The 13,542-nt window shown below is 60.7% G+C and carries 10 protein-coding genes and 1 pseudogene; 1 reads left to right on the forward strand and 10 read right to left on the reverse strand.

Going from position 1 to position 13,542, the window contains the following annotated elements:
* Window positions 1-24: 24 nt before the first annotated feature.
* Entirely contained in the window at window positions 25-1,371 is a 1,347-nt protein-coding gene (gdhA, locus tag OGM81_06605; GenBank protein UYJ44783.1) for an NADP-specific glutamate dehydrogenase, read from the forward strand.
* Between the two features lie 80 nt (window positions 1,372-1,451).
* On the opposite strand, the gene OGM81_06610 is transcribed toward gdhA, so the two are convergent.
* From OGM81_06610 to OGM81_06655, 10 genes and pseudogenes are all read right to left on the reverse strand, one after another.
* On the reverse strand, window positions 1,452-2,225 hold the full coding sequence (locus tag OGM81_06610) for a hypothetical protein (GenBank protein ID UYJ44784.1): 774 nt from the start codon (window positions 2,223-2,225) through the stop codon (window positions 1,452-1,454).
* The gene (locus tag OGM81_06615) at window positions 2,206-3,510 is read right to left on the reverse strand and encodes a HAMP domain-containing histidine kinase (protein UYJ44785.1); all 1,305 of its coding nucleotides are present in this window, start codon (window positions 3,508-3,510) and stop codon (window positions 2,206-2,208) included. The genes OGM81_06610 and OGM81_06615 overlap by 20 nt, the downstream gene beginning before the upstream one ends.
* 63 nt (window positions 3,511-3,573) lie before the next feature.
* On the reverse strand, window positions 3,574-4,227 hold the full coding sequence (locus OGM81_06620) for a response regulator transcription factor (GenBank protein UYJ44786.1): 654 nt from the start codon (window positions 4,225-4,227) through the stop codon (window positions 3,574-3,576).
* Between the two features lie 242 nt (window positions 4,228-4,469).
* A complete protein-coding gene (locus tag OGM81_06625) occupies window positions 4,470-7,106 on the reverse strand; it encodes a TetM/TetW/TetO/TetS family tetracycline resistance ribosomal protection protein (protein ID UYJ44787.1) in 2,637 nt (878 codons plus the stop codon).
* Between the two features lie 207 nt (window positions 7,107-7,313).
* Window positions 7,314-8,024, reverse strand: coding sequence for a WecB/TagA/CpsF family glycosyltransferase (locus OGM81_06630; GenBank protein UYJ44981.1), 711 nt, complete (start codon window positions 8,022-8,024; stop codon window positions 7,314-7,316).
* Window positions 8,025-8,189: 165 nt separating this feature from the next.
* A pseudogene (locus OGM81_06635) lies at window positions 8,190-8,708 on the reverse strand (hypothetical protein).
* A 255-nt stretch (window positions 8,709-8,963) separates the two neighbouring features.
* Window positions 8,964-10,472: a glycerol kinase GlpK gene (gene glpK / locus OGM81_06640; GenBank protein UYJ44788.1), complete on the reverse strand. Its 1,509-nt coding sequence runs from the start codon at window positions 10,470-10,472 to the stop codon at window positions 8,964-8,966.
* 153 nt (window positions 10,473-10,625) lie between these two features.
* On the reverse strand, window positions 10,626-11,231 hold the full coding sequence (locus tag OGM81_06645; GenBank protein ID UYJ44789.1) for a hypothetical protein: 606 nt from the start codon (window positions 11,229-11,231) through the stop codon (window positions 10,626-10,628).
* A complete protein-coding gene (locus OGM81_06650) occupies window positions 11,228-11,788 on the reverse strand; it encodes a sigma-70 family RNA polymerase sigma factor (GenBank protein ID UYJ44790.1) in 561 nt (186 codons plus the stop codon). The genes OGM81_06645 and OGM81_06650 overlap by 4 nt, the downstream gene beginning before the upstream one ends.
* 85 nt (window positions 11,789-11,873) lie before the next feature.
* Complete coding sequence (locus OGM81_06655) at window positions 11,874-12,815, reverse strand: magnesium transporter CorA family protein (protein ID UYJ44791.1); 942 nt, start codon at window positions 12,813-12,815, stop codon at window positions 11,874-11,876.
* Window positions 12,816-13,542: the final 727 nt, after the last annotated feature.

A 13,542-nucleotide genomic window follows, 5' to 3' on the forward strand; every position in this document is an offset into this window, starting at 1 on the left:
ATTATATAAAGGAGTGTTACCACTATGGCATTTACCAATCCGTATCTGCAGCGCGTCTATGACGACCTGGCAAAGCGTAACCCCGAACAGAAAGAATTCCTGCAGGCTGTTGAGGAAGTCCTCGAGAGCCTGGAGCCCGTTGTGGCTGCCCACCCCGAGTACGAGAAGGCCGGCCTGATCGAGCGCCTTGTCGAGCCTGAGCGCATCATCATGTTCCGTGTGCCCTGGGTCGATGACGCTGGCAAGGTCCAGGTCAACCGCGGTTACCGTGTGCAGTTCAACTCTGCCATCGGTCCCTACAAGGGCGGCCTGCGTTTCCATCCTTCTGTCAACCTGTCTATCCTGAAGTTCCTGGGCTTTGAGCAGTGCTTCAAGAACAGCCTGACCAGCCTGCCCATGGGCGGCGGCAAAGGCGGCGCTGACTTTGACCCCCACGGCAAGTCTGATGCCGAGGTCATGCGTTTCTGCCAGAGCTTTATGACCGAGCTGTACCGCCACATCGGCCCCGACACCGACGTGCCCGCCGGTGATATTGGCGTTGGCGGCCGTGAGGTCGGCTACCTGTTTGGCCAGTACAAGCGCCTGAAGAACGAGTACACCGGCGTGCTGACCGGTAAGGGCATCCCCTTCGGCGGTTCTCTCGCCCGTACCGAGGCTACCGGCTACGGCCTGTGCTACTTTGCCAAGGAAATGCTGGCTGATGCCGGCAAGAGCTTCGAGGGCCAGCGCGTGGTCATCTCCGGCTCCGGCAACGTGGCCATCTACGCCAACCAGAAGGCTACCCAGCTGGGCGGCAAGGTCATTGCCATGTCTGACTCCAACGGTTACATCGTGGACGAGAACGGCATTGACTACAAGGTTATGAAGGAAATCAAAGAGGTCAAGCGTGCCCGCATCAAGACCTACCTGGACTATGTCCCCACCGCTAAGTACGTCGAGGGCAGCCAGGGCATCTGGACCGTCCCCTGCGACATCGCCCTGCCCTGCGCCACCCAGAACGAACTGCCCCTGGACGGTGCCGAGGCTCTGGTTGCCAACGGCTGCTATGCAGTAGCCGAGGGTGCCAACATGCCTTCTACCCCCGAGGCCATTGCTTACCTGCAGAGCCACGGCATCCTGTTTGCCCCGGCTAAGGCATCCAACGCCGGTGGTGTTGCTACCTCCGGCCTGGAGATGAGCCAGAACAGCCTGCGCCTGTCCTGGACTTTCGAGGAAGTGGATGAGCGCCTGCACAACATCATGGTCAACATCTATCACAGTGCTGCCGCCACTGCCGAAAAGTACGGCATGAAGGGCAACCTGGTCGCCGGTGCCAACATCGCCGGTTTCGAGAAGATCGCCTCCGCTATGATGAGCCAGGGTATTGTCTGATAACCTGTAAAACCGCATAATTCAAAGGCCCGCCGTGGAAACACGACGGGCCTTTTTGTATCTGCTTTATTCTTTTACTCTTAGACAAAGGGATTGAGAAAAGCCGACATCATAACACCTCGATTGGTGGCGGTGCAGGCGTCCACGAGAGTGACCAGATTACTGGACGAATAATTGCGCTGGCCGCCGCCGATGTCAGTCCATTCCCCGGGAACCGTCAGCTTCAACTGGTCGCAGAAGCGGTCCTGCAGGGTCTCGAGGTCAACGGTGCTTTCGGGCAGGTCATCGTAGGAGATCGTCATGCTCAGGATGGGGCCATTGTTGGGCAGGTAACTGATAAAGATGGTGGCGTCCAGTGTAAGAGCGTTCTCCGGTGAGGCAACTTTCTCCGGCGTGACACTGCAATAGGTCAGTTGCAGTTGCTCTACACCGGCCGCATCAGAGTAAAAAATACAGGTATGCAGACCAGTATAATGATAGTCGCCTCGTTCAGCAGTTTCAGCGGCTTCCGTGACATCGACCAAGGCGAGAAGTGCGTTCAGCTGTTCATCGCTCAGCAGACCACGGCGGTTCGCCTGCCGCAGCTTGCCAGACATTCGTGAATACTTTTGGGAATTTTCCTCACCGACCAGAAAATTATTGGATGCACTCAAAATCTTCTGACTATAGAGGGCACTTATGGTGGGGTCCAGCCGCTCTTCATCGGTCATTACACCAGCTACGGCAGGGCGGGTGAGGGCCGTGGTGTAGGCCTGCCGGTCCCGCGCCTGGGTCAGCAGCGGCGGCGCAGCCAACAGGGCGGCGCAAAAGGCGGCCGTCAGCCAAAAACGGGGGTCAATCGTCAGCTTCTTCATGGGCGTACACCTCCTTGGGCAGGGTCAGGGCGACGGTGGTGCCTTCGCCCACGGTGCTGGTAAATTCCAGCTTGGCGCCAAAGGCGGCGGCAATGTCGGCGCAAAGGGCCAGCCCCACGCCGCTGCCGCCGTTGGCCCGGGCCCGGGCCTTGTCCACCCGGTAGAACGGCTCGGTCAGGTGGGGCAGGGCCTCGGGCGGGATGCCGCAGCCGGTGTCGGCTACCTCCAGCCGCCAGCGGTCCTCGGCGGGCAGGCAGCGCAGCGTAACCGTGCTGCCCGGTGCGCTGGCGTGGGCGGCGTTCAACACAAGGTTACGCAGCAGGTCTGCCAGTAGTACCCGGTCGGCCCGCACGGCGGCGTCCTCTGGGCAGGTCTTTTCGAGGGTCACGGGGCAATCGGGCAGACTGCGGGCCACATCCTCAAAGGCGGCGGCCACCGGCACGGCGGTCAGGGTCAGGGCTTCCTGCCGCAGGTCCTGCAGGCTGAGCAGCTGTTGGCTCAGGCTTTCCAGCCGGGTGGATTCATGGTAGATGGCATCGGCGGCGCGGCGCTGGTTTTCGGGCGGCAGTTCGCCGCCGCGCAGTAAGTCGGCGTAGCCGATCATACTGGTCAGGGGCGTTTTCAGCTCATGGGTCAGGTCGGCCACAAAGCGGCTTTGGCGGTCGTTCAGCTGCTGCAGGGCAGTGGTGTGGTGGACCATCAACAGTGCCGCCAGCGTCAGTACGGCCTGCAGCAAGAACCACTGGCGCAGTGTGGCGGTGCGGACCGCGTAGGCCGAGCTGGTATCCAGCGCTGTGACCATCCAGACCCAGACGCGCTGACCGCTGGCCCCGGCGACTTGATCGCAGAGCAGCAATGTTTGCCCGCAAAGGCGCATCGTGGTTGTGTCGGCGTCTTTCAGTGCGGCCAATTCACTTTCGGGGATGGTGTCGGGCAGCTTGGAGTAGATGACCCGGCCGGTCTGGTCCAGCAGGGCAAAGGTGCAGGGGATCGACCCCACGATCAGCCGCTGGCGGTCAAAATACAGCTGCCCGGCAAAGGCTTTGTCACTGGCGTTGACATAGCGGGTGCCGCTGTCGTCCGCCAGGATCATGTGGGGCGAGTCGTCGGCCTTGACTTCCTGCAGGGTGTCGGCATAGCCGAACAGATTGCGCTGGTGCTGCAGTACGGCCTGATCGGCCAAGGTATCCAGCGCGGCGGTGAACTGGCGGTCCGCCAGCCACTCGCCCACCAGTGCCAGCACCAGCGAAAAGCCGCAGACAGCAAGGGCGAGGGAGCGTTTCATGGGGGCCTCCTTTCTAAGGTGGTAGAGGGCTTTGACGGCCCCCTCTGGGGAGCCTTTTAGGGGCTACGGCAATAACTTGTACCCTACCTTGGGTACGGTCACGATTTTATCATCCCAGTGCAGTTTTTTGCGCAGGCGGTGGATGTGGATGTCTACCGTGCGCGGCCCGGCATTGCTGTCCAGGCCCCAGACTCGCTCATACAGGGCCTCGCGGTAGAGCAGCTGCCCCCGGGCACGGACAAGGGCCAGCAGCAGATCAAACTCCCGGGGCGTCAGCTCTACGCGGGTGCCGTTTTGGGTGACGATGTGGTTGTCCGGGTCGATGACGGCATCGAAAGCTTGCAGTGTGGCGGCCCGGCGGCCGGTGTGGCGCAGCAGGCCTTCCACCCGGGCCAGCAGCTCCGGCGGGGCAAAGGGCTTGACGATGTAGTCATACGCGCCCAGCCGCAGCCCGCGCACCCGGTCCTCCACCGTGGCTTTGGCCGTTAAAAAGATGACCGGCGTGCCCGTAGGGGCAATGTAGTCCATCAGGGTAAAGCCGTCCACGCCGGGCAGCATCACGTCCAGCAGAATAAGGTCGAACAGCGTGGACTCCAGCAGGTTGGCGGCTTCGTTGCCGGTGTGTGCCTTGATGAGCGGCTGGCCCAGGGGTTCCAGCGTCATTTCAATTAAGTCGGCAATGGCGGGCTCGTCCTCGACAATTAAGATAGGCCGCATGGCGGGCATCTCCTTCCTTTGGATTTGACACCAGTATAGCACAGGCGTTTTTCAAAATCATTTCTAAATGAGAAATAGTGCAAACAAAAAGGCCCCCTTGTGTAAGGGGGCTGCCTGCGCGTAAGCGCAGACTGGGGGATTGTGACCTTGCGGGGCAAACCGACTTGCCAGGTAAACGGAACGATCCCTCAGTCACCGTCGGTGACATATCCCTTTGCACAAGGGAGCCTTTAAGCGGTGCGTCAATTCTGCAAAAACTCTCGTATTTCCTTTTCTACTGCGGCTACTTCCTCGGCGAAAGCGCGGGCGGAGACGCGCAGGGCACCGTTGCCCAGCACGATGATCTGCTCGGCACCGTCGCTGCTCACCACGCGGGTGCGGTGGTCCTTGGCCAGCTCGTGGGTGGTGCGCTCGATGTACATGTCGGCGGTCTCGGCCTCCTGGGTGTAGACTACGTACAGGTTGTGGTGCTTTTCTACTTCCCGCGTGCCGCCGCGTACTTTGTAAGCGTCAAATACCAAGATGGGCACGCAGCGCTTGTACCCGGCGTAGTTGCACAAAATGTCCATCAGGCGGCGGCGGGCGGCATCCAGGTTCGTCTCGGCCATTTTGCGCAATTCATCCCAGGCAAAAATCACGTTGTAGCCGTCCACCAGCAGGTAGTCCGGCCCGGTGGGTTGGGGCTTGGCAGGGGCGGAAGAAGTCACCACCGGGGCCGGGCGGGTGTGCATGGCGGTGCGGGCGGCTTTGCCGTCGTTATCCGCCCCGGCGGGCTGGCCACGGCGCTTGATCTTGCCATAGGTGCGCTCAAAAATCGCCAGCAGTTCCTTGTCCTGCTCCAGCGTGCCCCGGTAGGCGGCCGCGCGGCGGCGGGCGTTGTTGGCCTGTACTTCCTCGTCCTCATCGGCGGCATCGGTGTTCACCCCGGCGGGGCTGTCCAGGCGGCGGGCAAGCCCGCTGTCCACATGGGCCTTGGCAGGCACCTCATCCCAGCGGACGAGATACCCCGCGCCGTGGCTGCAAAAGACCGAGTCGGCCGGGTTCTCCACGTCGGCGTCCGGGTCGTAGCCAAAGTCAGCCAGCACTTCGTCGGCGTTGTGGCAGGCATCGTACCCGGCGGGCAGCACAGACCAGCGGCCCAGGCCGTGGGTGTAGGCGGCAATTTCCCGGGCATAGCCCCGGGCAGTGGCTACCGGCAGGCGGCCGGTCAGGGTCACGGTGTCGCCCTGGGCGAGGGGAGGCTCAAAGCTGCCGCACATCCGCTGCACATCGGCCATGGCGCGGCCCAGGCAATCGACGGGCAGCTCCAGCGTGAACTCATACCACGGCTCCAACAATTGCACGGCGTTTTTGGCTTCGGCCATCCGCAGGCCCTGGCGCACGGCGCGGTAGGTGGCCTGGCGGAAGTCCCCGCCCTCGGTGTGCTTTTGGTGGGCGCGGCCTGCAGCGAGCGTGATCTTCACATCGGTCAGCGGCGCACCGATCAGCACGCCGGGATGGGTGCGCTCGGCCAGATGGGTCAGCACCAGGCGCTGCCAGTTTTCGGCCAGACTATCCGGCGGGCAGTCCGCTGCCAGCTGCACGCCGCTGCCCCGGAGGCCGGGCTCCAGCAGCAGGTGCACCTCGGCATAATGGCGCAGAGGCTCGTAGTGGCCGATGCCCTCGACGGCAGCGGTGAGGGTCTCTTTGTACAAAATGCCGCCCTCGCTGAAGGTGACGGTCAGCTTGAACCGCTCCTGCAGGATGTTCTGCAAAATTTCCAGCTGCACTTCGCCCATCAGCTGCACATGCACCTCGGCCAGATCGGCGCGCCAGGCCACATGCAGCTGCGGGTCCTCGTCCTCCAGGGTTTGCAGCGCTCTTAACACGGTGTGGGGGTCGGCGTCGGGGCAATCCACCCGGTAGTTCAGCACCGGCTCCAGCAGTGGGGCGCTGGCGTCGGCCTCGGCCCCCAGGCCTTGGCCGGGGCGGGTGTTGGCGGGGCCGGTCACGGCCACCACGGTGCCGGGCAGGCACTCGCTGACCAGCCGGAACTTGCCGCCGCTGTACAGGCGAAGGGTGTCGGCCTTTTCGCCGCCCGGCAGCGTATCTTTTACGTGCAGCACACCGCCGGTTACTTTCAGCCAGCTCAGGCGGGTGCCAGCATCCTCGCTGACTTTGAACACCCGTGCGCCGAATTCGCCCCAGGCGTGGGGCATCCGGGTCAGGGATTGCAGACCATGCAGCAGGCCATCCAGGCCGTCCAGCCGCAGGGCTGCGCCAAAAAAGCAGGGGAACACCTGCCGCCGCGCAATAGCCATCAGCAGAGTCTCGCGGCTGGGAATACCGCTGGCCAGCACTTCCTCCATCAGCGGTTCGCTGCACAGGGCCAGGGCCTCGGGGTCCGGCACGGTGGTGAAATCCACACAGCCATCCCCGAACCGCCCACGCAGCTCCCGTAGGCGCACGGCGGCATCCGCCCCGGGCAGGTCCATCTTGTTGACGAAGATAAAGGTAGGTACGCGGTAACGTGCCAGCAGCTTCCACAGCGTTTCGGTGTGGGCCTGCACGCCGTCGGTGCCGCTGATGACCAGCACCGCGTAATCCAGCACTTGCAAAGCGCGCTCGGCCTCGGCGGAAAAATCCACGTGGCCGGGGGTGTCCAGCAGGGTCAGGGTGGTCTCCTCGGCGTCCGGCAGGGCAGGCAGCGTCAGCATGGCCTGCTTGGAGAAAATGGTAATGCCCCGGGCGCGCTCCTGGGCGTCGGTGTCCAGAAAGGCATCCTTATGGTCCACCCGGCCCAGCTTGCGCAGCACACCGGCACGGTAGAGCAGACCCTCGGCCAGGGTGGTTTTGCCGCTGTCCACGTGGGCCAGCAGACCGATGACGAGTCGTTTCATTTATACAAACTCCTTAGAGAAAAACTTTCTGCAATCCTGAATGAGAGCTTTATCGAAGGCTCTCTCCCTCCGTCTGCGCTGTCGCGCAGCCACCGCTCCCCTTCTGACGCTTCGCGCCACCTCCCCCGTATCGGGGGAGGCTGTCTCGCAGAGGGCGGCTTGTGTGTGGGACAAAAAACGCCACCGCGGTGTGCGATGGCGATAGGGTCATTGTTTCCAGGTCCACCACAGGTATTTGATGTTGGTGGTCAGGTAGCGCTTAAACAGGCGCTTGGGGTCCTGCATCAGGCGGTACAGCCATTCCAGGTTGTGGCGCTGCATCCACATGGGGGCGCGGCGGATGTTGCCGGCTTCGTAGTCGAAAGCGGCACCCACACCCACCATCACGGCCTGTACCTTGTCCTCGTGGGCGGCCATCCAGCGCTCCTGCTTGGGGGCACCCAGGCCGACCCAGACGAAATCCGGCTTTGTCTCGTTGATGCGGCGGATGACGGCGGCGTCCTCCTCAGGCGTGAGGGGACGGAACGGCGGCGAGTACATGCCGGCAATCACCGCGCCGGGGTAGTTCTTCTCAATAGTTGCCTTTAAAATATCCAGCGTTTCCTGCGTAGAGCCGTAGAAATAGTGGCGGTAGTGCTTGCCCGCGCTCTCTTTCAACATCTCTTTCATCAGGTCGGGGCCGGTCACGCGGGCGGCGTCCACATAGCCCTGCTCGCGGCTGAATTTGGACAGCGGGCCGCCGTCCGGAAGGGCCATTACGGCGCCGTTCTGCACGGCCTGGTAGGTGGGGTCGTCGTGGGCGGTCACAGTGGTGTGGACGTTGGCCACGCAGATGTATTTGCCGCGCCAATCCTCCAGCTTTTCCTCCAGTAGACGGACGGTCTTTTCCATGTCGGTGACAACGATATTTACGCCCATGATCTCGCAGGTGTTCAGCAGGCGCAGGTCCACGAACCGCATGCCGCCCAGGGTGCTGATCTCGGTGCGGGAGCTGACGTAATCATTGTACACCGGCACTGCGGTTACCCGCAGGTGGAAGTTGTCGGCCAGCATCATAATGCGCTGGGTAGTAGCTACATCCTGCACATCCTGAGCCAGTACGATCATATCGACCTTGTGGGTCTGCAGCAGTTCGTACAGGCTGTCCACGGTACCCAGATAAGCGGGAAGACCCTCGCGGGGGGCGGCGTCCAGGTAGCCCACATACTGCATGGCGGTGCTTCCGCGGCCCTCGATCACATCGCGGAAGAAGCGGTGAGCCAGCTGCCCGCCGCCGATGAGCAGCGCCCGGGGCACGATGTCGTGCTTACGCACGTAAGCATCCGCCAGCCTGTCAAACACCAGCCGCTTGAGGTAGATCATAATGACCGACAGCAGGTAATAATATACCAGCAGCAGGCGGGAAAGCTGGCTGACGCGGAACACGTAAAACGCAGTAGCCATCAGCGCCAGGCCCATCAGGCTGGTCAGCGCGATAAGAAAAAGCTGCTTGATGCTGTTGCGCAGGTGCAGTGTGCGGTAGCTGCCCAGCACGGCGTTACAGCCTACGATCACCAGCGCATACAGGGCCGAAATGGGCAGGAACGTCCAGATGTCCCACATAAAGAACTGGCTGCCCATGGGTGTGTAGCTGCGCAGCCAGCCGGCAAAGATGAAAGTAAGGATCAGCAGCAGAAACTCGAAAGCGGCGTTTGCAAACCGCAGAAATTTGGATTTGTGATAATGCATGCAGGACCTCCGTTGTCCAGGCTGTCGGTTACAGGGATACAACCATTCATTTTATAATAACATTATAAGGCTGCTTTTTCAATAGAAAAATGGCTGCTCCTGGCAAAAGGGGCAGCCATGGGGTGTGCATTATTCGTCCTCGTCGTCGTCCCGCGCCCAGTTGTAGGCGCAGCGTACGGCCTTGTGCCAGCCGCGCAGCCGCTTGCGGCGCTCTTCCTCGGAGATGTCAGGCACAAACATTTTGTCGATAGCGTGTTTTTTCGCCAGTTCCTCCGGCCCGGACCAGAAGCCGACGGCCAGACCTGCCAGGTACGCCGCACCCAGGGCGGTGGTCTCCACCGAGGAAGGCCGCTCCACCGGCGCGTTGCTGATGTCGGCCTGGGTCTGCAGCAGGTAGTTGTTGGCCGCCGCGCCGCCGTCCACTTTCAGCGTGGACAGGCGGATGCCGGAGTCGGCACTCATGGCGTCCAGCACGTCGTTGACCTGATAGCACAGGCTGTCCAGCGTGGCGCGGATGATATGGTTTTTGTTGCAGCCGCGGGTCAGGCCTACGATGGTGCCGCGGGCGTACTGGTCCCAGTGGGGGGCGCCCAGACCGGTGAAGGCGGGCACCACGTAGCAGCCGTTGGTGTCCGGCACCTTGCGGGCCATGTACTCGGAGTCGCGGCTGTCCTCCAAAATCTTCAGCTCGTCCCGAAGCCATTGAATGGCTGCACCGGCGACGAAAATGGAACCTTCCAGCGCATAGTTCACCTGGCCATTCAGCCCCCAGGCGATGGTAGTCAGCAGGCCGTTTTTGCTGCGCACGGGGTGGTCGCCGGTGTTCATCAGCAAAAAGCCGCCGGTGCCGTAGGTGTTTTTGGCCTCGCCCTTGTTAAAGCAGGTCTGGCCGAACAGCGCGGCCTGCTGGTCGCCTGCTGCACCGGCGATTTTGATGGCGCCGCAGAAGTGCATCGGGTCAGCATACTCGTAAAATTCGCTGTTGGAAACGGGCTTGGGGAGCACGCTGCGGGGGATGTCCAGCAGCTTCAGGATGTCGTCGTCCCAATCCAGCGTGTGGATGTTGAACAGCATCGTTCGGCTGGCGTTGGAGTAGTCGGTCACATGCACCTTGCCGCAGGTCAGCTTCCAGATCAGCCAGGTCTCCACGGTGCCGAACATCAGCTGCCCGGCCTCGGCCTTTTCCCGCGCACCCTCTACGTTGTCCAGGATCCACTTTAATTTGGTGGCGGAAAAGTAAGCATCAATGATCAGACCGGTCTTTTCCCGGATCATCTCGGTGTAGCCTTCGGCTTTCAGCTTATCGCAGTATTCGCTGGTGCGGCGGCACTGCCACACAATGGCGTGGTAGATCGGCTCGCCGGTGTCGCGGTCCCACACGATGGTGGTCTCGCGCTGGTTGGCAATGCCGATGGCGGCGATATCCTCGGCGGTGGCACCAATCTTGTTCATGGCAGAGAGGGCCACGCCCAGCTGGGTGGTCCAGATCTCGTTGGCATCATGCTCGACCCAGCCCGGTTTGGGGAAATACTGGGTGAATTCTTTCTGGGCCACGCTGCAAATTTTGCCGTCGTGGTCAAACAGAATGCAGCGGTTCGAGGTCGTTCCGGCGTCAAGCGCCATAATGTACTTTTTCATAAGGCACTTCCTTTGGCGGGTATTTGCGATGATTAAAATTATTGTAGCATAACCACCAAAAACTGCAAGCAAAAAGCAGGGCATAGTAGCTGAATCTGCAAAACGCCCAAAACCGATTCCGCGGTTTTGGGCGTTTTGCTAAATGCTGTTTGCTTATTGGTTGGCGGCAAAGATCCACCATTCGTCGTCGATCTGCACCTCCAGTGTGCCGTTCTCACTGCCGTAGCGGTAGGCGTAGCCGGTGCCGAAGTTGGATTGCCCATCTTCGGTGGGAAAAGAGTCACTGTCCACGGTGGAGGTAATGGTGCCGTCGGGGGCGGCCTTGGCGTCAGTGCCGCTGACCGTGCAGGTGTCGTAGTAGATAACACCTTCCAGCATCACGGCGTGCGCCGGGGCGATGGCAATGCTGGATTCGGTGCTGTCCTCGGCCTTGTAGGTGCCGTCGGTGCTGCCCTCCACGGGGGAACTGCCCTCGTCCGCGTAAAGGCTGGCGGCGCTCATCAGCGGTTCATCAGGGGCGGCTGCTGCTTCGGGGGCGGTTTCGGCGGCAGCAGCGGCGCTTTCCATAAAGTCGTTCTTGCTGTTTCCGGCGCGCCAACCGGCCACGCCGACCATCAGCAGCCCGGCGCAGGCGGCCGCCGAGAGCGCGGGCATCCAGTATACAGATTTCTTGCGGCGGCGCACGGCGGGGCGGTCGGCCGCCAGGATCAGGTCATCGTCCACCCGGCCGATGGCCTCAAATAACTGGCGTTCGTTCATACGGCCACCCCTTTCTTTTGTAAGTATGCGGCCAGCTTGCCGCGGGTGCGGTGCAGCGTCACGCGGACCTTGCTCTCGGTCAAGCCGTAACGCGCCGCAATGTCGGCGGTGGCATCGCAGTACCAGTACCGCCGCAGAAAAATATTGCGGGTCCCCTCGGGCAGGGTGCGCAAAAACTCGCTGATGAGCCGCCCGGTCTCGGCGGCGTCGAAGGTATCCTCCACACTGCCGGGGGCGGCCACGCACTCGGCCAATTCGTCCAGCGGTGCAAAGGTCTGCCCACTGCCGCGCTTTTGGGCCGTGGCTTTGTCCAGGCGGTCCAGCGCCAGGTTGCGGGTGATGCGCCCCAGGTAGGGGGCCAGCCGTGCGGGCCGGTTATCCGGCATACTGTTCCAGGCGGCCAGCCAGGTATCGTTTTCACATTCTTCCACGTCGTGGGCGCTGTGCAGGATATTGTCGGCAATTTTGCGGCAGTACGCGCCGAACTTAGTGGCGGTCTCGGCCAGTGCCTGCTCGTCCCGGGCCCAGTACAGGGCCACGATGGCAGCATCCTCCATGCTTAAACCTCCTTTATACCTTTATATAAGGAAAGCGGGCGGAAATGTTACAGCAAAAGCCTGCTTTTTTGGGCAGGCTTTGGTTTTACAACATGTGTTTTTTGTGCAGCACCCAGGCCGACAGGATGCACAGTGCCAGCGTTAGCCCCAGCACGATGGCGAAACCGGCGGTGGAGTTGGCAAAAGGCATGCCGTCCGCCTGCACGTTCATGCCGTACAGGCCGCTGATGACGGTTGGCACGGCCATCAGCAGGGTGATGCTGGTCAGATATTTCATGGCGTTGTTTAGGCGGTTGTCCAAAATCGAGCTGAACAGCTCCCGCGTACCTTTTATATCGTCGCGGTAGATGCTGGTCATCTCGATGGCCTGGCGGATCTCAACGATAACGTCGTCCAGCAGTTCGCGGTCGTCGGGGTACTGCTCCAGCCGTTTGTAGCGGGTCAGGCGGTCCAGAACCGTGGCATTGGCCCGTAAGCTGGTGGCAAAGTAGACCAACGTGGACTCTAAGCCGTGCAATTCCATCAGGTCGCTGTCCTTCAAGTCGCCGGACAGGTTTTTCTCAATGGCCTGGCGGCGGCGGTCAATGAGCCGCAGCTCCTGCTGGTACATCGAGGCCGCACGGTAGAGCAGCTGGTAGACGAACCGCATCTTTTTGCGGGTGGAAAAGCCCTTGACCCGGCAGGCGGTGAAGTCGCCGATAACAGGTGTGTCCACCGAGCAGACCGTGATGATCAGCTCCTGCGTCAGGATGATGCCCAACGGGATGGTGGTGTAGATGCCCTCGCCGGAGTCAGGCACCTTGATGGGAATGTCCACGATGATGAGGGTGTAGCCATCCTCCAGGCTGATACGGGCCGACTCTTCCGGGTCGGTAGCGGCCATCAGGTCGGCAGGCTCTATATCTAAGGTAGAGGCCACCAGGCGGGCCTCGTTTTCATCCGGGCTGTTCAGGCAGACCCAGCACCCCTCGCCGATCTCATCAACGCGGGTAAGCTGCTTGTCCTGGGTACGGTAAATCTTCATCATGGCAGTTGACCATCCATACATTATAATAATACCAGTATAAAGCCTGCAAGATAAAAGCGCAAGTATCTTTCTATATGCTGTCCCTCTTACACCACCCATTCTGTAGGGGCTGATGTTAGCATCGGCCCGCTTGGAGCGAACTTCATTTATGGTATGTAGGGGGCGGCGTCCCCGACGCCCCGTGGCGCCCCCAGACTAGAGGGGAGCTGTCCGCGCAGCGGACTAAGGAGTGGCTACTTTATCAACAAAGTTTCCGGTATAGCCCCCTAAAGGCCCCCTCTGCGAGGGGGGCGAAGCGGGTGGGGGAGAGAACTTACGGTATAACCCTTTACCCCTACACTTGGTGCCGCATTTGCACAACACCACAATATACACCTTACCCAAAAGTACAATAAAAACTTTGTCAAAAAAACCGAAAAAAGTGCTTGACAAAGGTCATACTCCTTGCTATAATAATCAAGCTGTCTCGCGAGGGGACAGCCGCTAAAGCTTGTAACTACGGCTTGTATGGGGATTTTGAAGCCGAAAGGCTTCAAAAAATATCGAAAAAAGTTCTTGACAAAAGAACTTTTATGAGATATAATATACAAGCTGTTACGAAACAAGTGACAGCGCAGCAGGACCTTGAAAATTGAACAAAACTGAAACTTGTGGAACCTTGAACGTGGGTTTGGAAACCCACGATAATCAATTCCAAATTTACAAGTAATTCATACAGGACGCAAGC

It is taken from the genome of Oscillospiraceae bacterium, assembly GCA_025758045.1.
Classification (GTDB): domain Bacteria; phylum Bacillota; class Clostridia; order Oscillospirales; family Ruminococcaceae; genus Gemmiger.

What these genes read in the sequence shown, in the direction of transcription:
- gdhA (UYJ44783.1), top strand. Translation starts at nt 25, where the DNA reads ATGGCATTTACCAATCCGTATCTGCAGCGCGTCTATGACGACCTGGCA.
- OGM81_06610 (UYJ44784.1), bottom strand. Translation starts at nt 2,225, where the DNA reads ATGAAGAAGCTGACGATTGACCCCCGTTTTTGGCTGACGGCCGCCTTT.
- OGM81_06615 (UYJ44785.1), bottom strand. Translation starts at nt 3,510, where the DNA reads ATGAAACGCTCCCTCGCCCTTGCTGTCTGCGGCTTTTCGCTGGTGCTG.
- OGM81_06620 (UYJ44786.1), bottom strand. Translation starts at nt 4,227, where the DNA reads ATGCGGCCTATCTTAATTGTCGAGGACGAGCCCGCCATTGCCGACTTA.
- OGM81_06625 (UYJ44787.1), bottom strand. Translation starts at nt 7,106, where the DNA reads ATGAAACGACTCGTCATCGGTCTGCTGGCCCACGTGGACAGCGGCAAA.
- OGM81_06630 (UYJ44981.1), bottom strand. Translation starts at nt 8,024, where the DNA reads ATGGGCGTAAATATCGTTGTCACCGACATGGAAAAGACCGTCCGTCTA.
- glpK (UYJ44788.1), bottom strand. Translation starts at nt 10,472, where the DNA reads ATGAAAAAGTACATTATGGCGCTTGACGCCGGAACGACCTCGAACCGC.
- OGM81_06645 (UYJ44789.1), bottom strand. Translation starts at nt 11,231, where the DNA reads ATGAACGAACGCCAGTTATTTGAGGCCATCGGCCGGGTGGACGATGAC.
- OGM81_06650 (UYJ44790.1), bottom strand. Translation starts at nt 11,788, where the DNA reads ATGGAGGATGCTGCCATCGTGGCCCTGTACTGGGCCCGGGACGAGCAG.
- OGM81_06655 (UYJ44791.1), bottom strand. Translation starts at nt 12,815, where the DNA reads ATGATGAAGATTTACCGTACCCAGGACAAGCAGCTTACCCGCGTTGAT.